A 21434-nucleotide genomic window follows, 5' to 3' on the forward strand; every position below is an offset into this window, starting at 1 on the left:
GGCCTGATCTCCGGAATGAGAACGGGTGCTGGGGCGGCGTTGCTTCCGGGCACTGTGGAAAACTGGCCACTGCGGACCTGAAACAAAGGCTTGCCTGCCTGGCCGGACATGCAGCGGTAATGCTTCATGAACCATGTTGGTGATAGTATTGCGTTGGAATACCCGGGCTGGGAGAGCCTTCAAGGCGACCCGATTGAACCGGAACTGGCAATTGCAAGATGCAAGAGACCCGATGAGACCTATCCGTACACTGCGCTTCCTGCCCGTCCTGCTCCTCGGCCTGTCCGGGTGCCAGGACGCGCTTGATTCTGTCGCCAACAAGGTTGAACACCCGCTGCCCGCCAAGCTCGTCAACAAGATGAAGGCGAACGACATGAGCACGCGGTCGCCGATCATGATGCGGATCTTCAAGGAAGAAGGTGTTCTCGAGGTCTGGAAACAGAAGGGCAATGGCCGCTACGACATCATTGCCTCCTATGAGATCTGCAAATGGTCGGGCAAGCTGGGACCGAAATTCAAGGAAGGCGACCGCCAGGCGCCCGAAGGCTACTACCGGATCTATCCGTACCAGATGAACCCGAATTCGAGCTATTATCTCTCGTTCAACATGGGGTTCCCGAACAGCTACGACCGCTCCCACAACCGAACCGGCTCCAACCTGATGGTGCATGGTGCCTGCTCTTCGGCCGGCTGCTACTCGATGACCGACGAGCAGGTTCTCGAGATTTACGGTTTTGCCCGCGATGCCTTCAAGGGCGGGCAGGAATACTTCATCGTCGAAGCCCTGCCATTCCGTATGACAGCGGAAAACATGGCGCGCCACCGCGACAATGAGCACTTCGAGTTCTGGAAGATGCTCAAGACCGGCTACGACAACTTCGAACTGACCAGGCGCCCACCCAAGGTCGATGTCTGTGAACGCAGATATGTGTTCAACCAGGTCCCGCAGGTCGAGAATGCCAGCTTCCAGGCGAACGCCGCCTGTCCGCCGGCAAGCATGCCGGCCACCCTGGCATCGGCTTACTACGCCTATCAGAAGACCTGGAACCAGGACTTCATCAAGGCCGTCGCCAAGTTCGACCGTGAGGAAGCCACTCAGATAGCCGCCAACGAGGCTCGTGCCGAGGCCGAAGCACGGCGCGCAGAACGCGAGGCCGAAAAGGCCGCACGCCTGGCCTCCACCGGCGGTCCGGCTCCCGCCGTTCCGGTTCTCGGCCTGTTTTCGACCGGCAATCCGCTCAAGGCGCTCGTGCCTGGTTCGGAACCCGCTGCTGCGAACGCCAATGCACAACAGGCGGCTGCGCAGGCTGCCCAGACTGAAGCCGGTGCCGGCCAGGTCACGCCGACCGCCGCAAACGCTGATGTCCCGGTGCCCACGCCGAATCCCGAGGTCGCTCCACAGGTCGCAAATGCAGGGTCTGCTCCGGCAGCCCAGTCCGACAAGCCGTTCTGGAAAATCTGGAGCAGCAATTGAGCGGTGGCGACCATCTGGAGTTGGACCTTCGCGGACTGAAATGCCCGCTGCCCGTGCTCAAGACCCGCAGGCAGATGCGTGATCTGGCTTCCGGCGCCCGCATCCGGGTCGAAACCACGGACCCGCTGGCAGTGATCGACATCCCGCATTACTGCCGCGAGGACGGCCACCGGCTGCTCGACAGCGCCTCCGTCGATGGCGGCCACGTCTTTATCATCGAAAAGGGTGGACCTTCGCCGGCACAGTGATTGCCGGAACCGGCGTCAGCGCCGCGACGGCATGCCAGGAATGGCCAGCGGATTGTCCGTCAGCGCGTCGCGGTCCGCCCTGCCAATGCCGGGTTCGTTGGCAAAGCCCGCAAACAGTTCTTCGACAAACCCCTTCGGCATGTCCCGGGTGATCACCACCAGCCTGGTTTCCTGCGCAGCTCCCTGCGGCCAGGCGGACAGACGCACCGGCTCCGACATCAGGCTTTGCACCGCGTGCAGCACCAGCGGTCGCGACGGGTCGTCCGAGAGCTTGACGATACCCTTCATGCGCAGAAGCTTCGGTCCGTGGGCCGAACGCAGCAGATCGATGAACAGTGCCAGGGCCTCCGGGGCGATTGGCCGCTCAAATACCATCGAATCCGCCCGGATATCCCGGTCGTGCCGGTTCACGTCATGCGTATGCCCGTGATGATGGCCGCTATGGTCATGGCCGTGAGCATGACCGTCCTGGTCTGAGCTTAGCCACCGCGCCACATCGAGGCTGCGTTCGGTGGGATCGTAGGCGCCGGCATCAAACAGATCCTGCGCGGCAAGGTCGGGTTGTCCCGCGCTGACCACCCGAGCCATCGGATTGAGCGCGTCGAGCTGCGACCTGAGCTCGTCATGATTTCCAGCCAGCGCTGTTTTCGACAGCACAATCGTATCCGCCACCGCCACCTGGCGCCGCGCTTCCTCATGCTCGGCGAGCGTCGAAAGACCATTGACGGCATCCACCACCGTTACCAGCCCTTCGAGCCGGTAGGACTGGCCAAGTGCCGGATGGCCGATCACCGATTGCATCACAGGCACCGGATCGGCCAGCCCCGTGGTTTCGATCACAACCCGGGAAAACGGCCGGATCCGGCCCGTTTGCATCCGGTCCATCAGGTCGGCAAGCGTATCCACCAGCTCGCCGCGCACGGTGCAGCACAGGCATCCGTCCGACAGTTCGATAATCCCGTCGCTCGAGCTTTCCACCAGCAGATGGTCGATACCGACATCGCCGAACTCGTTGATGATCAGGGCCGCATCGGACAACCAGGGATCACCGATCAACCGGTTGAGCAGGGTCGTCTTGCCGGCTCCGAGAAAGCCGGTCAGGATCGATACGGGCACGCCCTGAGGAGCGCTCCACGCAGCTGGTGCGGATTTGTCGCCGGTCATTGGCACGGGCCCCTCGGGATCAGATTTGAGGCCGTGGAACCGGTATCGGCACGGTTGGCCTGAGCGGCGCCACGTCTGCCGGCCTGGCAGGCGCACTGAAGGCTGAGGCGGCAAACGGCTCGGCCTGGCCCGCCAGTGTGCGGCCCGGTCGCGGCACCGGAATCGGAACCCGGGAAAGCGCAACCTCGACCCCGGCGCGCGGCAGCCCGGCGGGTGCCTGCACCAGCCGCGCCTCCCGCTCCATCGGGATCAGATAGGGCGAATTGAGCACCATCTTGCCTTCGACATCCCGGCCTTCGTAGCGCGCGGCTCTTGCTTCCGCAGTGCAGATGCTGCCGGAGATATCGGCCACACGGTCCCGGCCTTCGCCATAGGGGGGCAGGTTTGCAAGGGTGGAGCTGCCCCAGGCCGTGGTCGTCAGCGCCTTGTGGAGAAGCCGGGCGGATTCCTCGGCCCGCTCTTCCTGCGACGCTGCGCCAAAGACCACGCTGACCACTGTCTTGCCATTGCGGGTCGCCGACGAGGTCTGGTTGAACCCCGATGCGCAGATGAAGCCGGTTTTCATACCGTCCGCATCCGGAAACCGGCCAACCAGAAGATTGTAATTGGTGTAGGCCTTGCCGCCATAGGAGAAGCCTTCATAGCCGAAATAATGCGCGTATTCGGGAAACTCCCGGCGCAGGGCAACCGCCAGAACCGCCATGTCGCGGACGGTCGAGTACTGACCTTCACCAGGCAATCCGTTCGGATTGATGAACCGCGACGATGTCATGCCAAGCTGACGGGCCGCCACATTCATGTCGCGGACGAAAGCTTCCTCGGTTCCCGAAACCGCTTCGGCGATCGCAACGGCAACGTCGTTGGCGGATTTGACCATGAGGTACTTGAGCGCGGAATCCATCGTGAACCGCTCTCCCGGCTTGAAATACATCTTGCTCGCCGGTTCCTTGGCAGCAGTCACCGACATCGTCACCGGCGTTTCCATCGTCAGCTGACCGGATCTGACCGCCTTGAACACCACATAAATCGTCATCAGCTTGGTCAGCGAAGCCGGATACCAGCGCTGGAAGGCCTGGTCATGCTCGATCACCCGCCCGGACGCCACGTCGACTGCAATTTTCGGGTTGGCGAGTGCGTCACCGGAAGAAACAACGGCAACGGAAAGCACCGCCAAGACTGCGGTCAACCGGCGCGACTGTGACAATAGGCTCATTCCGGGGTTCCGATTTTGCAGTGTTTCAATTGGCTTCTCGATGCAAGTCTTCAAGTCAACGAAGCTTCTGCGACTGCTCGCGCAGCGCTTTTCACTCGTCATGATCTCCTACTTAGCCTATATGGCAGACAGATGGCAAAAGGCGACGACAGGTTTTCCCCTTTGCCCGACATCATGATCACGAAGCTATAGAGGTGAGAAATGCAGTTGGTCGACGAGGTTGTTTCAATGAAAGACGAAGTCGCCACATGGCGCCGGACGCTCCATGCCGATCCGGAACTCCTTTTCGACGTGCACAACACGGCCGCTTTCGTGGCCGACAAGCTCCGCTCGTTCGGCTGTGACGAGGTCGTCACCGGCATCGGCCAGACCGGCGTTGTCGGCATCATCCACGGCCGCCCCGGTGGCAATGGCCCGGCCATCGGTCTGCGCGCCGATATGGACGCGCTACCCATCAAAGAAATCACCGGCCTGCCCTGGGCGTCCCGCACGCCTGGAAAGATGCATGCCTGCGGTCATGATGGTCACACCGCGATGCTGCTGGGCGCTGCCCGGCACCTTGCCGCAACCCGCAATTTCACCGGCTCCGTGGCCGTGATTTTCCAGCCTGCCGAAGAAGGCGGTGGCGGTGGCCGCGAGATGGTCAACGACGGCATGATGGAGCGCTTCGGCATCACCAAGGTCTTCGGCATGCACAACCTGCCGGGCCTTCCCGTCGGCCAGTTCGCCATCCGCAAGGGGCCCATCATGGCGGCAACCGACATCTTCGACGTCACCATCAAGGGTCGCGGCGGTCATGCCGCGATGCCGCATCAGACCATCGATCCGATTGTTGCCGCATCGGCCATTGTCTCCTCGCTGCAGTCGATCGCCTCGCGCAACGCCAACCCGCTGGAATCACTGGTCGTCTCGGTGACCAAGTTCATCGGCGGCTCGGCCTACAACATCATTCCGGAAACCGTTGAACTGGCCGGCACTGTGCGCACCCTTTCACCGGAAATGCGCGACCTGGCCGAAACCCGTATAAGCGAGATCGTCCGTGGCGTCGCCGCGGCCCACGGCTGCGAAGGCTCGGTGAACTACATCCGCAACTACCCGGTCACCTTCAACCATTCCGACGAGACCGACTTTGCCGCCGATATCGCCGAGAGCATTGCCGGCGACGGAATGGTCGAACGCGAGCAGCCGCCGACCATGGGCGGCGAGGACTTCTCCTTCATGCTGGAAGCGCGTCCGGGCGCTTTCATCTTCATGGGCAATGGCGACACCGCGGGCCTGCATCACCCGGCCTATGACTTCAACGACGACGCCATCCCGGTCGGCGTGTCCTACTGGGTCCGGCTCGCAGAAAAGGCGCTTGCCGCCTGAGACTGCGCCCGGTGGACGGCCGAAAACAGCCGCCCGCCGGGCCTTTTAAAACCTCACGCCGGCGCCAGCATCCGTTGTTGATGTCGGGCCGCTGTTTCTGTATGCAGTTTACCGCGTGGTCCCGTAGCTCAGGGGATAGAGCACAGGATTCCTAATCCTGGGGTCGAAGGTTCGAATCCTTCCGGGATCACCATTTTCATCTCGTTTTCGTCGGCAACAAGCCCCTCTCCACAATCCCCTTGGACATCAAGGCGGGTTGCGCGTTGCGAACGCCTGCGCTCGCCAACCAGATTCGCAAGCCAGATTCGCAAGCTTGACCATCGCCATTGTACGGAGCTCCCCTACTTCATTCATCGTGGTTGGAAGAAAGGGACTTCGGATTCATGCAAACAGGCTGGGTATCTTCCCTTGGGTCAACCGGAACCTCTCGCGCGTGAGTGACGGGCGAGGAGGTCGAGGTCGGCCATCCCCGGTGCCGTCGCATCGTCTGGCCCGCCTTGCCGGGCTCGGCGCGCTGACCGCCGGTATCGCAACCCGGACCATGCTCGAAGGCGCGCGAAGGCTTAGCCGCGGCGAACTCCCCAAACCGTCGGATCTCCTGCTCACACCCGGCAATATCCTGCGCGTCTCCGATGAGCTCTCGCGGATGCGGGGAGCAGCGCTGAAACTCGGGCAGTTGCTCTCCATGGATGCCGGTGATTTCCTGCCAGGCGAACTTGCCGGGTTGCTGGAGCGGTTGCGTGCGGATGCGGATTTCATGCCGCCCCGGCAACTCAACTCTGTTCTCGTCACCAATTGGGGACCGGACTGGAGAAAAAGGTTCTCACGTTTCGAAACACGGCCCCTGGCTGCTGCGTCCATTGGTCAGGTACACCGGGCCACAACCCTTGATGGCCGTGATCTGGCCATCAAGGTACAGTATCCCGGCGTCGCGAAAAGCATCGACAGCGATATCGCCAACGTCATCTCCCTGTTCCGGCTGAGCGGGTTCGCACCACCCGCCCCGGTGCTTGCAAGACTGGGCGCAGAAGCCCGCAAACAATTGCACGAAGAGGCGGATTATCTCCGCGAGGCTGACAACATCCGGCGCTACACTGAACAGCTAGGCGGCATCGAGGGGTTCATCGTTCCTGTCGTACAGGAAGATCTGAGCACCGACAGGGTTCTGACCATGTCATTCGTTCCCGGCCTGCCGATTGATGTCGCCACCGGGCAGAGCCAGGAGGTCCGCAACAGCATCCTCACAAGATTGGCCCGCCTCGCTCTTGATGAACTGTTTGCCTTCGGCTTCGTGCAGACCGATCCGAATTTCGCAAACTACAGTTACGACCCGGACAGCAGGACCATCGGTCTGCTCGATTTTGGCGCGGCGAAGGAGGTTTCGCCCGACATGGCAGACCTTCTCAGACAACTGCTCGCTGCCGGACTGGAAGAAAATCACGAAAGGCTCAGCGAACTGTCGGTCAGGCTGGGGCTTTACAGCGAACAGACCAGCCTCCGGCACCGGGAGCTCATTGACCAGACCATCAGGCTGGTCTTCGAGGCAGTCCTGGCCAGCCCGTCCTTTGACTTCGCAAACGACCAACTGCTGCACCGTCTTCGCGCCATGGGAACGGAGCTCGCTCTCGATCCGGGTTTTGACCAGATCCCGCCGATCGACGTGCTTTATCTGCAACGCAAGGCAGCCGGGCTCTACCTGCTGGGACGGCGATTGCGGGCGCAACTGCCGCTGCGCGATATCCTTGAGGAATATGTTCACGAACCCGTGCCGGAGCGCAGCGTTCGAAAGGACTGACAGCACGTCGCCGCGGTTCGGTTACCAGCTTCTCCACGGCCGCCACCCCCTTTGCCGCCATCCGTTTGCCGCCACACCGGGACATGAAGCAATTGCCGAGCGTGGAACGGGATGGAACGCCCTCACGCCGGCACTGCATCTCCGCGTCTCGACCGCGATTTCACAAGAAGCAGCGTCATGATCGCGATGTTGAGGAAGTTCCAGGCAATCCCGTTGAGGAACGCGGCCTGGTAGGATCCGGTGAGATCGTAGATCCAGCCCGACATCCAGCCACCGAGCGCCATGCCGACAATGGTCGCCATGATGACGAAACCCACCCTCGCCCCGGCCTCTCTCGCAGGCAGAGACTCCCGCACGATCAGCGCGTAGCTCGGCACGATCCCGCCCTGCGACAGGCCGAAGATCAGGCTGACGACATAGAGCGGCACAAGGGCGTCGAATGGCAGGTACAAGAACAGCGCGATGCATTGCAGCGTCGAGCCGATGAGCAGCGTCATCACCCCCCCGAGCCGGTCGGCGATCAGGCCTGACACCAGCCGCGAAACCACCCCGCCCATCAGCATCAGCGACAGCATCTCGGCACCCACCGCCGGGCCGTAGCCGAGATCGGTGCAGTAGGACACGATATGCACCTGCGGCATCGACATCGCGATGCAGCATCCGATACCGGCGATCCCAAGCATCCATTGCAACGCTCTCGGCGAGAAGCGGACCGAGCGCGCATTGGCAAACGACATCCTGTTGGCGTGCTCTGTCGCCGCTTCCGGAATCCGGGGCCTGAGCAGCAGCGAGATCGGGATGATCAGCACCACCGGCACAATCGCCAGCACGGTATAGGCGGCACGCCATCCGTAATCGCTCAGAACGCCCGCCAAAAGCAGCGGCCATATCGCCCCTGACAGGTAATTACCGCTCGCAGCGATCGCCACCGCAATGCCGCGCCTCCGGTAGAACCAGTGCGAGATATCCGCAATCAGCGGACCGAACCCCACCGCGGTTCCGAAGCCGACAATGAACTGCATGGCCGACAGCATCAGGATCGATTGACTTACCGCGGCGAGACCGAATCCGGCGGCCATGATCACCGCAGATCCGATCAGCGCAAGTGTCACCCCGAACCGGTCGACGGCCCGCCCGATCACCAGGTTGCCCAGCGCAAAGCCGATCATGGTCAATGTATAGGGAAGCGAAGCATCCGCCCGCGCCACACCGAACTCCGCCTGCACCGCCGGCATGATCACGATGATCGACCACATCCCGACATTGCCGAGAACGGCAATCGCCAGGGTGATGCCCAGCCTTGTCCAGGAGTAGCGGCTGTCGAGAATATCGGTCTCAGTCATGCGGGTACGTTATTGTTGAGACCGGCACTTGTATAGGCGAATTCGCGGGTTGGTTGCCGCAATGAAGGTTGCTTCCGCCATTAACGACAACGGGAGATTGTCCTTGAATCTCCGTTGCGGCCGCGCAACAAATCAGGCAGCGGCGCAAGCCGGGGAACAGGAGGAAACCGATGGCCGACAGCAAAACAACCGAACAGACCGCATTGCCGATGTTCTACAATCAGCCCGAAGCCGTCAGCCTCGAGCGGCACAGCAAGAAGGGCCTGGCGCAGGCCGCGGGTTTCGGCTTTGCCGCAGGTGCTATGGTCATTCCGCTGATGGCGCCTGAAATGCCTGCCGCGATGCGGTCCTATCCGATCGTGTTTTCTGGTCCCGATTTCATGCCGATGATGATCACCGGCATCAGAGACGGCGAGAACCTGTTCGTCGGAGCCAGGGGCAACTGGGCAGAGCCGCATTACGTGCCGGCCTATGTCAGGCGCTATCCATTCATTCTCGCCGGCGACGAGACCGCCGACCGCCTTTCGCTTTGTGTCGAAAACGATCCGGAGCGCTTGGTGACGCTCAACACCAGGACCAGGAAAACCGCCAAGCCCCTGTTCGAGGATGGCGAACAAGCCGAAGCCGTGAAGAATGCCCTGTCCTTCTGCGAGCAGTATCAGGGCATGTTTATCAAGACCCGGCAGATCATGAAGCTGATCGCGGACAGCGGGCTGCTGGCAGAGCGCACAAGCAAGATCACGCTATCGGAAGGCGAAACATTCAATCTCACCGGCTTCCACCTGATCGACGAGGCAAGGCTCCAGGCGATGAGCGATGCCGACTTCATCAAGCTCCGCAAGGCCGATGCTCTCACGGTGATCTACAGCCATCTGGCGTCCATGAACAGCTGGAATTCGCTCCTGTACCAGGCGAGGCAGCAGGCCGCCTGAAACCATCTTGAGGCTGCTGTGACCAGCACTGATCTGCGCGGCTACGAAGATCGCGGCTGATCCTTTGCCGCATTCGGGTGTTTGCCCGCATCGATTGGAAATTGCCACGCCGCTTCCGCTTCTGTACTGCTTCCTTCAACAATAGACTGTGGATGGAGGAAGCGGATATGACGACATCGGTTGCATTGCTCGGAACCGGGCTGATGGGGTTTCCGATGGCCAGGCGCCTGCTTGCCGCGGGCCATGAGCTCACCGTCTGGAACCGGGATCAATCAAAGGCCCGGCCGCTTGCCGGGGAAGGTGCAAGGGTAGCCGACAGCGCCGCCGCAGCCGTTCGCGACGCCACCCACATCATCACCATGCTGACCGACGGCACCGTGGTGGATCAGGTCTTGTTCGACACCGGTGTGGCCGAGGCAATCACCGCCGGCGCCACCGTCATCGACATGAGTTCGATCCAGCCTGGCCAGGCGCGCGAGCATGCCCGGCGCCTCTCCGCCCTTGGCATCTCGCATCTTGATGCCCCGGTCAGCGGCGGCACCGGTGGTGCAGAGGCCGGAACGCTGGCGATCATGGTGGGTGGCGAAACCGAGACATTCGACAAGGCTGCAAACCTGTTCAGCCCCATGGGCCGGGCCATCAGGGTCGGGCCCAGCGGCGCCGGACAACTCGCCAAGCTCGCCAATCAGGCCATCGTCGGCATCGCCATCGGCGCCGTTGCGGAAGCCACACTGCTGGTCTCCGAAGGCGGTGGCGATCTTGATGCATTCCGTGCGGCGCTCGCCGGCGGGTTTGCCGATTCCACCATCCTGCAGGTGCACGGGCAACGGATGCAGGCGAATGACTTTGCACCCCGCGGCCGTGCATCGGTGCAGCTCAAGGACCTCAACAACGTGCTTCTCGAGGCACGTGAACTCGGCATACAGCTCCCGCTGGTCGAGGCGATCCGCGATCGTTTTGTCCGCCTGGCCAATGATCTTGATGGCGGCAATCTCGACCATTCCGCCCTGTTCATCGAACTGCTCGACCTCAATGGCCGTCCGCCCGCACCGCGCGTTTGACCACAAGACCCAAGCTCTCCATGGTATAGCATGATCACCAGTCCCCCGAACCCCAGGCGCCGCATCTCCATCTTTGGCGCGACAGGCTCCATAGGCCGCAACACGCTAGATATCATGAACCATCTCGGGGGGCGGGAGGCGTTTGAGGTCCCTGCCATCACCGGAATGGGCAACATCGAGCTGCTGGCCGCACAGGCACGACAGACGGGTGCCGGATTTGCAGTGACTGCCGACCCGGATCGCTATGACGATCTGAAATCCGCCCTTGCGGGATCGGGAGTCGAGGCAGGCGCCGGCCCTTCCGCATTGATCGAAGCTGGCGCAAGGGACACGGACCTTTTGATCGCCGGCATCGTCGGCATCGCGGGCCTCGCCCCGACGCTGGCAGCAGCGGCCAACGGCGCCGACATCGCTCTTGCCAACAAGGAATGCCTGGTCTCCGCCGGCGATCTGTTTACTGCGGCCATCGCCCGTGGCGGCGGCAAGCTGCTGCCGGTCGACAGCGAGCACAATGCCATATTTCAGGTGCTGGAGGAGCACCAGCGCCACGCCGTCGAGCGCATCATCCTGACCGCATCTGGCGGCCCCTTCCGTGATTTCACCCGCGAACAGATGGCCGCTGTCACTCCCGAAATCGCGGCTGCCCATCCCAACTGGTCGATGGGCATCAAGATCTCCATCGACAGCGCCTCGATGTTCAACAAGGCACTCGAAATGATCGAGGCTCGGCATCTCTTCGGCATGCGGCCCGAGCAGATAGAGGTGATCGTGCATCCGCAATCGATCATCCACTCGATGGTCGGCTACAGCGACGGATCAGTGCTGGCCCAGCTCGGGGCACCCGATATGCGTCACGCCATCGGCTATGCCATTGCCCATCCGAGGCGTGCCAGTCTCCCGGTCGAAAGGCTTGATTTTGCCAAGCTGGCCCGGCTTGATTTTATCGCCCCGGACGAGGTCCGCTTTCCGGCACTCGCCCTTGCACGCACTGCCATGCAGCGCGGCGGCCTTCAGGGCGCGGTGCTGAATGGCGCCAAGGAGGCTGCGCTTGAGGCATTCATTGCCGGCCGCACCGGTTTTCTCGACATTGCCGAAATCGTGGCGTCCGTCATGGACCGGCTCGATGACGGACGCCACGCCCTGTCCATCGATGATGTCTACGCTGCGGACCAGGATGCTCGAAGGGCTGCTACTGAGTTGATGCGCAAATCAGCCTGAATACTCAGCTCATGAAAAAGGCGGGTCCGAAGACCCGCCCTGTACGCTTTTCTCACACCTCGGCACTGCCTTATCCGGCTGCCGCAACCGCCCGCTTGGCCATCACCTTGACCAGGTTGGCACGGTAGGCCGATGAGGCGTGGATGTCCGACATCAGCTCCGAATCGTCGACGGTGACACCGTCAATCGCGCCGGCGGAGAAGTCGGAGGCCAGGGCCTGCTCCATGTCGGCCTGCCGGAACACGCCGTCCGAACCCGCTCCGGTCACCGCCACCCGCACCGATCCGTCACCATGCTTGGCCACGAACACGCCGGTCATCGCGTAACGCGAGGCCGGGTTTGGGAACTTGGCGTAGCCGGATTTGGAAGGAGCCTTGATCTCGACCGCCACGATCAGTTCGCCGTCTTCCAGCGCCGTGTCGAACATGCCGGTGAAGAAATCATCGGCGCCGATGGAGCGCTTGTTGGTGACGATCGTGGCATTGAGTGCCACCAGCCCCGCCGGATAGTCCGCCGCCGGGTCATTGTTGGCGATCGAGCCGCCGATCGTCCCCATGTGCCGCACATGCGGATCACCGATATGGGCGGCGAGATGGGCGAGGCCGGGGCAGGCCGATGCGATCTCCGACGATTTCGCGACTTCCGCATGGGTTGTTGCAGCCCCGATGCGGATCGAGCCGCCACTGACGGAAATGCCCTTCATGTCGGAGACGTGGCGAAGATCGACCAGGTCTGAAGGAGCGGCGAGCCGCTGTTTCATGGTTGGCAGCAGGGTCTGTCCGCCGGAGAGATACTTGGCCTCGTCATTTGACGAAGCCAGCTTGACGGCGTCCTCGACCGAGGAGGCACGGTGATAGTTGGTTGCATACATGGTGTCTGCCTCCCTTTCCTACTTTGCCGATCCGAGCGCTGCCCAGACCCGTTGCGGGGTCGCAGGCATCGTCAGGTCATTGTTGCCGATTGCATCGGTGATGGCGTTGATCAGTGCCGGTGGAGAGCCGATCGCTCCGGCCTCTCCGCAGCCCTTGATGCCGAGCGGGTTGGACGGGCAGGCGGTTTCCGTGGTCGAGATCTGGAACGACGGCAGGTCGTCGGCACGCGGCATGGTGTAGTCCATGTAGCTCGCCGTCAGCAGCTGACCGGTTTCCGCATCGTAATGCGTGCCTTCCAGCAATGCTTGCCCGATGCCCTGCGCCACGCCACCATGGACCTGGCCTTCGACAATCATCGGATTGATGATCTTGCCGAAGTCGTCGGCCGCAACGAACTGGATGATTTCGGTCTTGCCGGTTTCCGGATCGACCTCCACTTCGCAGATGTAGCAGCCGGCCGGGAAGGTGAAGTTGGACGGGTCGTAGAACGCGCCTTCCTTGAGCCCCGGCTCCATGCCTTCCGGCATGTTGTGTGCGGTGTAGGCGGCGAGCGCCATCTGGAACCACGGCACGCTCTTGTCGGTGCCGGCGACCTTGAGCTCGCCATTCTCGATGACGATGTCGCTTTCATCGGCCTCGAGCAGGTGCGCCGCAAGTTTCTTGGCCTTGATTTCGACCTTGTCGAGCGCCTTGACCACCGCCGACATGCCGACCGCACCGGAGCGCGAGCCGTAGGTACCCATGCCCATCTGCACCTTGTCGGTGTCACCATGGACAATGGAGACGGTGTCGATGCCAACGCCGAAGCGGTCGGCAACGAGCTGGGCAAAGGTGGTTTCATGACCCTGGCCATGGCTGTGTGATCCGGTCAGAACCTCGACCGTGCCCACCGCGTTGACCCGCACTTCCGCCGATTCCCAGAGGCCGACGCCGGCGCCGAGCGATCCCACCGCGGCTGACGGCGCGATGCCGCAGGCCTCGATGTAGCAGCTCATGCCGATGCCCCTGAGCTTGCCGCGGCTCTTGGCTTCCTCCTTGCGGGCGGCGAAACCTGCATAGTCGGAAGCGTCCATGGCCGCATTGAGCGAAGCTTCGAAATCACCTGCGTCGTAGCACATGATCACCGGCGTCTGGTGCGGGAACTCGCGGACGAAGTTTGTCTTGCGAAGTTCCGCCGGCGACACTCCGAGCTCACGTGCTGCAGTCTCCATTGTCCGCTCGACCAGATAGGTGGCCTCCGGGCGTCCCGCGCCGCGATAGGCGTCCACCGGGACGGTGTTGGTGTAGACCGTGCGCACATTGGCGTGAATGTTGGGGATATTGTACTGGCCCGACAGCAGCGTGGCGTAGAGATAGGTCGGAACCGAACTCGAAAACAGCGACATGTAGGCGCCGAGATTGGCGATCGTGTCGACCTTGAACCCGGTGATCCGGTTGTCGGCGTCAAACGCCATCTTCACCGTCGAGACATGGTCACGGCCATGCGCATCAGTGAGGAAGGCTTCGGTCCGGTCCGAATTCCACTTGACCGGGACACCGGTGCGCTTGGAAGCCCAGAGGCAGACGATCTCTTCGGGATAGATGTAGATCTTCGAGCCGAAACCGCCGCCGACGTCGGGCGCGATCACCCGCAGCTTGTTCTCGGGCGCCACGTTGTAGAACGCACTGAGCACCAGCCGTGCGACATGCGGGTTCTGCGAGGTGGTCCACAGCGTGTAGTGATCCTCGCCCTCGTCGTAGACACCGAGTGCCGCACGCGGCTCCATCGGGTTGGGAACCAGACGGTTGTTGATGACCTTCATTTCGGTGACATGCGCCGCCGATGCAATCGCTGCATCGGTTGCCGCACTGTCGCCAATCTCCCAGTCAAAGATCAGGTTGTTCTTTGCCTCGGGATGGAGTTGCGGGGCACCATCCTTGAGCGCCTCGATCGCGGACGTGACCACCGGCAGGGTTTCATAGTCGACAACCACAGCCTCTGCCGCATCACGTGCCTGGGTCTTGCTGTCGGCAACCACGATGGCGACTGCGTCTCCGACATAGCGGACCGTGTCCTGGGCAAGGGGACGCCATGCACCCATGTTCATCGGCGTCCCGTCCTTGGAATGTATCATCCAGCCGCAGATGATGTTTCCGATCGCGTCTTCGGCCAGCTGCGCGCCATTGAGAATACCGATCACGCCCGGCATCTTTTCAGCGGCCGAAGTGTCGATGCTCTTGATCTTGGCATGCGCGTGCGGCGAGCGGATGAAATGGGCATGCTTCATGCCCGGCACCACCATGTCGTCCGTGTACCGGCCCTTGCCGGTTATGAACCGCTTGTCTTCCTTGCGCGCCACCCGGGCGCCGATGCCTTCCATTCCCATATTCCAAACTCCTCCGGTTGGGTGATGGAGAAGAGCCGGTGCGGAACTCGTTTTCGCGTCTGGAGATCGGGATCTCAATCCGGCAACGGCAACGGAACTCTCCCTGCCGGTGCAACTTCGATCCTCAAACCCGTGACCACCTCCTGGTCATCCGCGCTGTCCGCAGCTCTTCGCCATTGCCTGTTCAGGCATCTTTATTCGGCTGCGACCTTCGTGCCGTCGCCCATCTTGGACGCGGCGTCGAGCACTGCCTTGACGATGTTGTGATAGCCGGTGCAACGGCAGATATTGCCTTCAAGCTCCTGCCGCACGGTCTTCTCGTCCAGCCGGCCGCCGTGCCGCTGGATCATGTCGACCGCCGACATGATCATTCCGGGCGTGCAGAACCCGCACTGCAGGCCATGATGCTCACGAAATGCAGCCTGTACCGGATGCAGTTCCCCACCGGAGGCCAGGCCTTCGATCGTTACGACCTCCGAACCGTCCGCCTGAGCAGCCAGCATCGTGCAGGATTTGACCGCCTTGCCATCCACGTGCACCACGCATGCACCGCACTGGGACGTGTCGCATCCGACATGGGTACCGGTCAGCCCGAGATTTTCACGGATGAACTGGACCAGAAGAGTCCTGTCCTCACATTGGCCGGAAACGGAGCGTCCGTTCACGGTCATAGATACATTCGCCATAAAATTCCTCCCTGGGGTGTACAGTCCTCACTCACCCTGCTGGCATCATTTTCCTTTTTTGAAAAAGGATCAACAGCTAAACTGGGAATTATGTTCACCAAGGCAACAGCCAATCGTTGGGGCGAGCCGACATGATGTCCGCTTGCTACCGCCGGATTCTCCGACAATGGCGCGGATAGTGCCCGATCACGGCCTTGAAACGCTCAAATCCGGGCAAGGCGTGGGTATTTTGGTCAGGTTGCGCGTCCGATTGCCGCAAGAAAGCGGTTGCCGCAAGACAGGTTTCCATCTACAAACTGACCGGACGGTCGGTTAATTTCCGGATCGATCCCTGGGAGGCTTGTTCGAAAGACTAACACCCGCCTGTTCGGCCATGCTTCCGCAGTTGCCCGCGAAATGGCATAACTCTTTCGGAAGCACCCGGGCGGAGACCCGCTACAGGCTCTAGGCAGTTACAAAAAATGCCCCTAGTTTCCGGGGCAGCCGCGGTCCTCAATCCGCAAACCTATCTGGGAGGATAGAATGAAGAAACGCAATTTCCTGAAATCCGCTGCAGTTGCGGCACTTGCCCTTTCCGCAATGGGTGCATCGTCGATCGGTGCGGCCGCGCAGGAAGTCACCCTGCGCATGCACCAGTTCCTGCCGGCGCAGGCGAATGTTCCTGCCGGCATCCTCATCCCCTGGGCGGAAAAGATCGGCACTGAATCAGGCGGCCGCATCAAGGTCGAGGTGTTTTCAGCCATGTCGCTCGGCGGCACGCCGCCGCAGCTGATGGACCAGGCCCGTGACGGCGTTGTCGACATCGTCTGGACTCTCCCCGGCTACACCCCCGGCCGCTTCCCGAGCGTCGAGGTGTTTGAACTTCCCTTCACCATGACCAATGCCGAAGCGACGTCGCGGGCCTATTGGGACCTGTTCAAGTCGGACATGGAAGCCAGCGAGTTCAAGGGCGTCAAGATTCTCGCCACTTGGGTCCATGGCCCCGGCGTGATTCACTCCAAGGGCGATGGCGTCCGCAAGCTTGAGGATATGGAAGGCAAGAAGATGCGCGGCCCGACCCGCGTCATCAACGGCCTGCTTGCTGAACTCGGCGCCGAGCCGGTCGGCATGCCGGTTCCGGCCATTCCGGAAGCCCTGTCGAAGGGCGTGATCGACGGCACCGTGATTCCGTGGGAAGTGACGCCAGCGCTCAAGGTTGCCGAACTTGTCGACACCCATACCGAGTTTGCCGGCGACACCGCGCTTTACACCGCGGCCTTCGTCCTGGCCATGAACCAGGCCAAATACGACAGCATGCCCGACGATCTCAAGAAGATCCTCGACGACAACACTGGCGCTGAGTTCTCTGCCTATGCCGGCAAGACCATGGCGGGCTACGATGCCGCAGGCCGCGGCATTGCCGAAGCCACAGACAACGAGATTGTCGTGCTGGATGAAGCCGAGGTCGAACGCTGGAAGGCCATCGCCGAAACCGTGCGTGACAACTGGTTCGACGAGATGGACGCAAAGGGCATGGACGGCGAAGCTCTTTACGCCAAGGCGCAGGAACTGATTGCCAAGTACACCAAGTAAAACGCTGGGTTTTGCAATGCCGGCGGGGCCAGTCTGCGAGGACCGACCCCGCCGGAATCATATCAGGACCCTGAAAGAGGGCCATGGGGGCCAATTCCGCGGGAACTTGCCGGATCGAATCGGACGCCGATTGGTCACCACAACAGCGCATCCAGGTTAGCCTGCGTGGACGGCCCGGCAACATCCGGTCTTTACAAGACCCGGCCGGTCCTGCACAGGCTTCTAATGGTACCCGTCAGGATATGGTCCTAGGGGCGCGTGGCCGCGGCCACGCCGGGGAGGTTTGAAATGTTTGACCGGATAGACCGGCTGATGCGGTCACTTGCTGCTTTCCTGGCCATCCTGGGCGGGTTGGTCCTGGTGATCGTCATTCTTACCACAGTCACATCGGTGGCCGGCAGAGCCCTGCTGTGGGTCGGGCTTGGGCCCATTCGCGGCGATTTCGAACTTGTCGAGCTCGGCACCGGCTTCGCCGTCTTTTCCTTCCTGCCGTGGGTTCAGATCAACCGCCAGCATGCATCGGTGGAGATCCTCACCATGCATATGGGCGATAGCGCCAACCGGCTGATCGACCTCATCGCAGATCTGCTGATGCTTGCCATCGCCGTTCTCCTCACCTGGAAGCACTGGGACGGCACGCTTGACAAGTTCGCCTATGGCGAAACCACGTTCATCATCCAGTACCCGATCTGGTGGGCCTATGCCTCGGGTCTGGTCGGCGCCTTCGGTTTTGTTCTGATAAGTTTCTGGTGTGTGATCCTCAGTGCCCGTGCGCTGTTGACCGGTCGCAGCCAGATGCATGGAGAGACGGTACATTGACCAATATCGACATTGCACTGCTCTCCTTTCCCGTTCTTCTGCTGCTGATCTTCCTGCGCATACCGATCGGGCTTGCCATGCTGATCACGGGTATCGGTGGCAGCTATTTCATCAATGGCTCGTTCCTGATGATTTTCGCCCAGCTCAAGAACCTGACCTGGGGCACGTTTTCGAGCTATTCGCTCTCGATCATCCCGCTTTTTCTGCTGATGGGCCAGTTCGCCACCCTGGGCGGCATGTCCCAGGCACTCTTCAAAGCGGCTGAAACCTGGATGGGACACAAGAAAGGCGGCGTCGCCATGGCTGCTGTCGGCGCCTGCGCCGGCTTCGGCGCCATCTGCGGTTCCTCGCTGGCGACGGCGGCGACGATGGGTCAGGTCGCCCTGCCCGAACTCAAGCGCTATGGCTATTCCGGCGAACTGGCGACCGGCGCACTGGCCGCCGGCGGAACGCTCGGAATCCTGATCCCGCCTTCCGTCATCCTCGTCATCTACGCCATCCTGACCGAGCAGAACATTGCAAAACTGTTTGTCGCGGCCTTCATTCCCGGCATTCTTGCCGCGATCGGCTACATGATTGCCATTGCCATCTATGTCAGGCTCAAGCCCGGCTCCGCCGGTCAGCGCGAGCGCGCACCCTATACTGAGCGCTTCCGCAGCCTGATTGCTGTCTGGCCGGTACTTCTGGTTTTCATCGCCGTGGTCGGCGGCATCTATGGCGGCATCTTCACGCCCACCGAGGCAGCGGCCATCGGCGCCTTCGGCACCGGCCTGATCGCGCTGTTCAATGGCGGGCTGACAAGATCCTCGCTGATGAGCTCCATTCTGACGACCGCCAGCGCCACCGGCATGATCTTTCTCATCGTCTTTGGTGCCGGCGTCTACAACGCCTTCCTGGCGCTCAGCCAGTTACCGCAGACGGCTGCCGCCTATGTTGGCGACCAGGGCTTCAACCCCTGGCTTGTGATGGTTGTCGTGCTGCTCCTCTACCTGGTTTTCGGCTGCGTCATGGACTCGCTGTCGATGATCCTGCTGACCGTTCCGATTTTCTTCCCGATCATGGCGGCGCTCGATTTCGGCCTTACACCCGAGGAGTTCGCACTCTGGTTCGGCATCATCGTGCTGATTGTGGTGGAGGTTGGATTGATAACACCGCCGGTTGGCATGAACCTGTTCGTCATCAATTCGATGGCGAAGGACACGCCACTGTCGGCAACCTATCGCGGGGTGTTCCCCTTCGTCCTGACCGACATCATCCGTGTCGCCATCCTGACCATGTTCCCGGCAATAACGCTCGTCGCCGTCAGGATGCTTTACTGATCGAGGCGCATGAAGGTTCGCCGATAGTTGGCCCGGTCTCGGCTCAGACCCCGATAGCGCGGATGGCAGCCGCAAGCTCGGCATCGACCGGTATTCCGTTCTCGAGCAGATCGGCGCGGATCTGCTGCCGCCGGCGCCCGGGCAGACGTGCACCTTGCGTGCCGGCAACCATGTCGGCCATCAGCGCCATGCGTTCGGCGCCACCGGGGCCGAACGCATCCGGGTCTATCGCGATGATCGCCTGCCCGGTTCCGGGCGGATCACCCTTGTCATCAAAGAACGAGCTCGCCTGCCAGGCATAATTCGCTCCGGTCAGCCCGGCGCAGAGAAGTTCCACCATCAGCGCCAGTGCCGTGCCCTTGGCGTCCCCGAGCGGAATCATTGTTCCCGCCATTGCGGCCTTGGCGTCGGTCGTGGGCCGACCGTCCGGATCGAGCGCCCAGCCTTCCGGGATGGGCTCGCCCTTCTGCGCTGCCGCCATGATCTTGCCGCGCGCCACCTTGGACAGGGAGATATCCACCACCACCGGCGCGCCATCGCTTAACGGAGCGGCAAAGGCAATCGGATCGGTGCCGAACAGCGGTCGGCGTCCACCCCAGGGCGCCATGGCCGCCGGCGCATTGGCAACCATCAGCGCCGCAACGCCGCGCTCGGCCAGCGCCTCGACGATCACGCCCGCAACACCGCAATGGTGCGAACGGCGGATTCCGGCGATGGCGATCCCCTGGCTCTTCGCAGCCTGTGGCAACCATTCGAGCGCAAGGTCCATCGCCGGATAGGCAAAACCGTTGGCTGCATCGATCGCAAGCGCCCCCGGCCTTGTTTCCGTCGCGGTCGGAACGGCAAAGCCGTCAACCTTGCCCGCCTTTGCCTGGGCAGAATAGGCCTCGACGCGCCGCAGGCCATGGCCGCTCTGTCCCGCCAGTTCGGCAGCCAGCAGCGCCCGCGCCACCGACAGAGCGTTTTCCGCAGACGTCCGGCTGCGCGTCAATGCTCCACTTATCAACTCGGCGACCGCCTCCGGCGTCATCGTCAGCGTATCGCTCATGCCTTGCTCCCCAGCGCTTCAAGCACCTTGTCGGCGATCAGATGACTGACCCGCTCGTTGGATTCTCCCGTCACCCCGGCGATATGCGGGGTCAGGACCAGATTCTCCAATCCCTTGAACGTCGCCCCTGCTTCCGCGGTCAGCGGTTCGGTCTCGAAAACGTCAAGCGCGGCACCGCCGAGACGGCCGGCCTTGAGCGCTTCCGCAAGCGCGGCCTCGTCAACAATCCCGCCGCGCGCCGCATTGATCAGGATCGCATCCGGCTTCATCCGCGACAACGCTTCGTCGTTGATGATGTTGCGCGTCGCATCGGTCAACGGGGTATGCAGCGAGACCACGTCCGAGAGTTCAAGCACCGCATCAAGCGACACGTTGCGGGCAATCTGCCAACCCGGATGGTCCGCCATCAGATAGGGATCATAGGCAACGATCTGCATCCCCATCATATGCGCCCGCCAGGCCACTTCGCGGGCAATCGAGCCATAGCCGATAAGACCGATGGTCTTGCCTGCCAGTTCCCGGCCCATCATCGATTGCCTCGGCCATTCTCCCGCGACAACATCGGCGGTACGCAAAAAAGCGCTGCGCAGCAGCATCAGCGCGGATGTGATCACATATTCCGCCACCGAGAGATCATTGGCCCCGGTTGCCGGAATGACCGAAATCGAGCGCGCCTTGCAGGCCACCACGTCGATATTGTCGAGCCCGACACCCAGTCGCCCCACCACACGCAGTTTGGGACCCATACTCAAAAGCGTCTCGCGCACCTGGGTACGATTGCGCACGATCAGCGCGCGCGCCGAGGTCAGGTGATCGTGCAATGCCGCCGGATCATCCACCAGTTTCGGATCATAAAGTGTATCGTGCACACGAACGAGGCGGCCAACAGCCGCCTCGTCCATGAATTCGGTTATGACGATATCTGCCATTTCAACT

At 61.8% G+C, this 21434-nt stretch carries 18 protein-coding genes and 1 tRNA gene; 11 read left to right on the forward strand and 8 right to left on the reverse strand.

From position 1 onward, the window contains the following. Positions 1-232 precede the first annotated feature (232 nt). Positions 233-1474 carry a L,D-transpeptidase family protein gene (locus GTW23_RS10060; RefSeq protein WP_252915646.1) on the forward strand — a complete coding sequence of 414 codons (1242 nt, stop codon included), beginning with the start codon at positions 233-235 and terminating at the stop codon, positions 1472-1474. Beyond that, positions 1471-1722, forward strand: a complete 252-nt coding sequence (locus GTW23_RS10065; RefSeq protein ID WP_152011321.1) for a sulfurtransferase TusA family protein — start codon at positions 1471-1473, stop codon at positions 1720-1722. The genes GTW23_RS10060 and GTW23_RS10065 overlap by 4 nt, the downstream gene beginning before the upstream one ends. Before the next feature lie 15 nt (positions 1723-1737). On the opposite strand, the gene GTW23_RS10070 is transcribed toward GTW23_RS10065, so the two are convergent. Together GTW23_RS10070 and GTW23_RS10075 are read right to left on the reverse strand one after the other, a co-directional pair. Beyond that, positions 1738-2886: a CobW family GTP-binding protein gene (locus tag GTW23_RS10070; protein ID WP_252915647.1), complete on the reverse strand. Its 1149-nt coding sequence runs from the start codon at positions 2884-2886 to the stop codon at positions 1738-1740. 19 nt (positions 2887-2905) lie between these two features. Beyond that, positions 2906-4099 carry a D-alanyl-D-alanine carboxypeptidase family protein gene (locus tag GTW23_RS10075; protein WP_252915648.1) on the reverse strand — a complete coding sequence of 398 codons (1194 nt, stop codon included), beginning with the start codon at positions 4097-4099 and terminating at the stop codon, positions 2906-2908. Between the two features lie 201 nt (positions 4100-4300). On the opposite strand from GTW23_RS10075, the gene GTW23_RS10080 reads away from it, so the two are divergent. The 3 genes from GTW23_RS10080 to GTW23_RS10090 all read left to right on the forward strand — a co-directional run bounded on the left by GTW23_RS10080 (position 4301) and on the right by GTW23_RS10090 (position 7262). Beyond that, on the forward strand, positions 4301-5467 hold the full coding sequence (locus GTW23_RS10080) for a M20 aminoacylase family protein (RefSeq protein WP_152011318.1): 1167 nt from the start codon (positions 4301-4303) through the stop codon (positions 5465-5467). A 117-nt stretch (positions 5468-5584) separates the two neighbouring features. Next, positions 5585-5660 (forward strand) — tRNA-Arg (locus GTW23_RS10085). A gap of 279 nt (positions 5661-5939) precedes the next feature. Next, complete coding sequence (locus GTW23_RS10090; RefSeq protein ID WP_252915649.1) at positions 5940-7262, forward strand: ABC1 kinase family protein; 1323 nt, start codon at positions 5940-5942, stop codon at positions 7260-7262. Between the two features lie 122 nt (positions 7263-7384). Here the strand turns inward: GTW23_RS10090 and GTW23_RS10095 are convergent, their stop codons facing one another. Continuing rightward, positions 7385-8605 carry an MFS transporter gene (locus GTW23_RS10095; RefSeq protein ID WP_252915650.1) on the reverse strand — a complete coding sequence of 407 codons (1221 nt, stop codon included), beginning with the start codon at positions 8603-8605 and terminating at the stop codon, positions 7385-7387. Between the two features lie 170 nt (positions 8606-8775). Here GTW23_RS10095 and GTW23_RS10100 point away from each other — a divergent pair, with 170 nt between their 5' ends. The 3 genes from GTW23_RS10100 to dxr all read left to right on the forward strand — a co-directional run bounded on the left by GTW23_RS10100 (position 8776) and on the right by dxr (position 11816). Beyond that, positions 8776-9537 carry a SapC family protein gene (locus GTW23_RS10100; RefSeq protein ID WP_252915651.1) on the forward strand — a complete coding sequence of 254 codons (762 nt, stop codon included), beginning with the start codon at positions 8776-8778 and terminating at the stop codon, positions 9535-9537. A 167-nt stretch (positions 9538-9704) separates the two neighbouring features. Beyond that, positions 9705-10598: an NAD(P)-dependent oxidoreductase gene (locus tag GTW23_RS10105; protein ID WP_252915653.1), complete on the forward strand. Its 894-nt coding sequence runs from the start codon at positions 9705-9707 to the stop codon at positions 10596-10598. Positions 10599-10628: 30 nt separating this feature from the next. Beyond that, on the forward strand, positions 10629-11816 hold the full coding sequence (dxr, locus tag GTW23_RS10110; RefSeq protein ID WP_252915655.1) for a 1-deoxy-D-xylulose-5-phosphate reductoisomerase: 1188 nt from the start codon (positions 10629-10631) through the stop codon (positions 11814-11816). Between the two features lie 70 nt (positions 11817-11886). On the opposite strand, the gene GTW23_RS10115 is transcribed toward dxr, so the two are convergent. From GTW23_RS10115 to GTW23_RS10125, 3 genes are all read right to left on the reverse strand, one after another. Continuing rightward, positions 11887-12687, reverse strand: coding sequence for an FAD binding domain-containing protein (locus tag GTW23_RS10115; RefSeq protein WP_252915657.1), 801 nt, complete (start codon positions 12685-12687; stop codon positions 11887-11889). An 18-nt stretch (positions 12688-12705) separates the two neighbouring features. Then, complete coding sequence (locus GTW23_RS10120) at positions 12706-15054, reverse strand: xanthine dehydrogenase family protein molybdopterin-binding subunit (protein WP_252915658.1); 2349 nt, start codon at positions 15052-15054, stop codon at positions 12706-12708. 194 nt (positions 15055-15248) lie between these two features. Beyond that, on the reverse strand, positions 15249-15740 hold the full coding sequence (locus GTW23_RS10125; RefSeq protein WP_152011310.1) for a (2Fe-2S)-binding protein: 492 nt from the start codon (positions 15738-15740) through the stop codon (positions 15249-15251). 522 nt (positions 15741-16262) lie between these two features. On the opposite strand from GTW23_RS10125, the gene GTW23_RS10130 reads away from it, so the two are divergent. The 3 genes from GTW23_RS10130 to GTW23_RS10140 all read left to right on the forward strand — a co-directional run bounded on the left by GTW23_RS10130 (position 16263) and on the right by GTW23_RS10140 (position 19450). After that, entirely contained in the window at positions 16263-17312 is a 1050-nt protein-coding gene (locus GTW23_RS10130; protein ID WP_152011309.1) for a TRAP transporter substrate-binding protein, read from the forward strand. Between the two features lie 288 nt (positions 17313-17600). Further along, a complete protein-coding gene (locus GTW23_RS10135; protein ID WP_252915659.1) occupies positions 17601-18131 on the forward strand; it encodes a TRAP transporter small permease in 531 nt (176 codons plus the stop codon). Next, positions 18128-19450: a TRAP transporter large permease gene (locus tag GTW23_RS10140; protein WP_252915661.1), complete on the forward strand. Its 1323-nt coding sequence runs from the start codon at positions 18128-18130 to the stop codon at positions 19448-19450. The genes GTW23_RS10135 and GTW23_RS10140 overlap by 4 nt, the downstream gene beginning before the upstream one ends. 43 nt (positions 19451-19493) lie before the next feature. On the opposite strand, the gene GTW23_RS10145 is transcribed toward GTW23_RS10140, so the two are convergent. Both GTW23_RS10145 and GTW23_RS10150 read right to left on the reverse strand, forming a co-directional pair. Next, positions 19494-20498 carry an Ldh family oxidoreductase gene (locus tag GTW23_RS10145; RefSeq protein ID WP_152011306.1) on the reverse strand — a complete coding sequence of 335 codons (1005 nt, stop codon included), beginning with the start codon at positions 20496-20498 and terminating at the stop codon, positions 19494-19496. Beyond that, positions 20495-21427, reverse strand: coding sequence for a hydroxyacid dehydrogenase (locus tag GTW23_RS10150; RefSeq protein ID WP_152011305.1), 933 nt, complete (start codon positions 21425-21427; stop codon positions 20495-20497). Before GTW23_RS10150 ends, GTW23_RS10145 begins: the two co-directional genes overlap by 4 nt. Between the last annotated feature and the right edge of the window lie 7 nt (positions 21428-21434).

The organism is Parahoeflea alexandrii (genome assembly GCF_024105735.1).
Taxonomy (GTDB): Bacteria; Pseudomonadota; Alphaproteobacteria; order Rhizobiales; family Rhizobiaceae; genus Hoeflea; species Hoeflea alexandrii.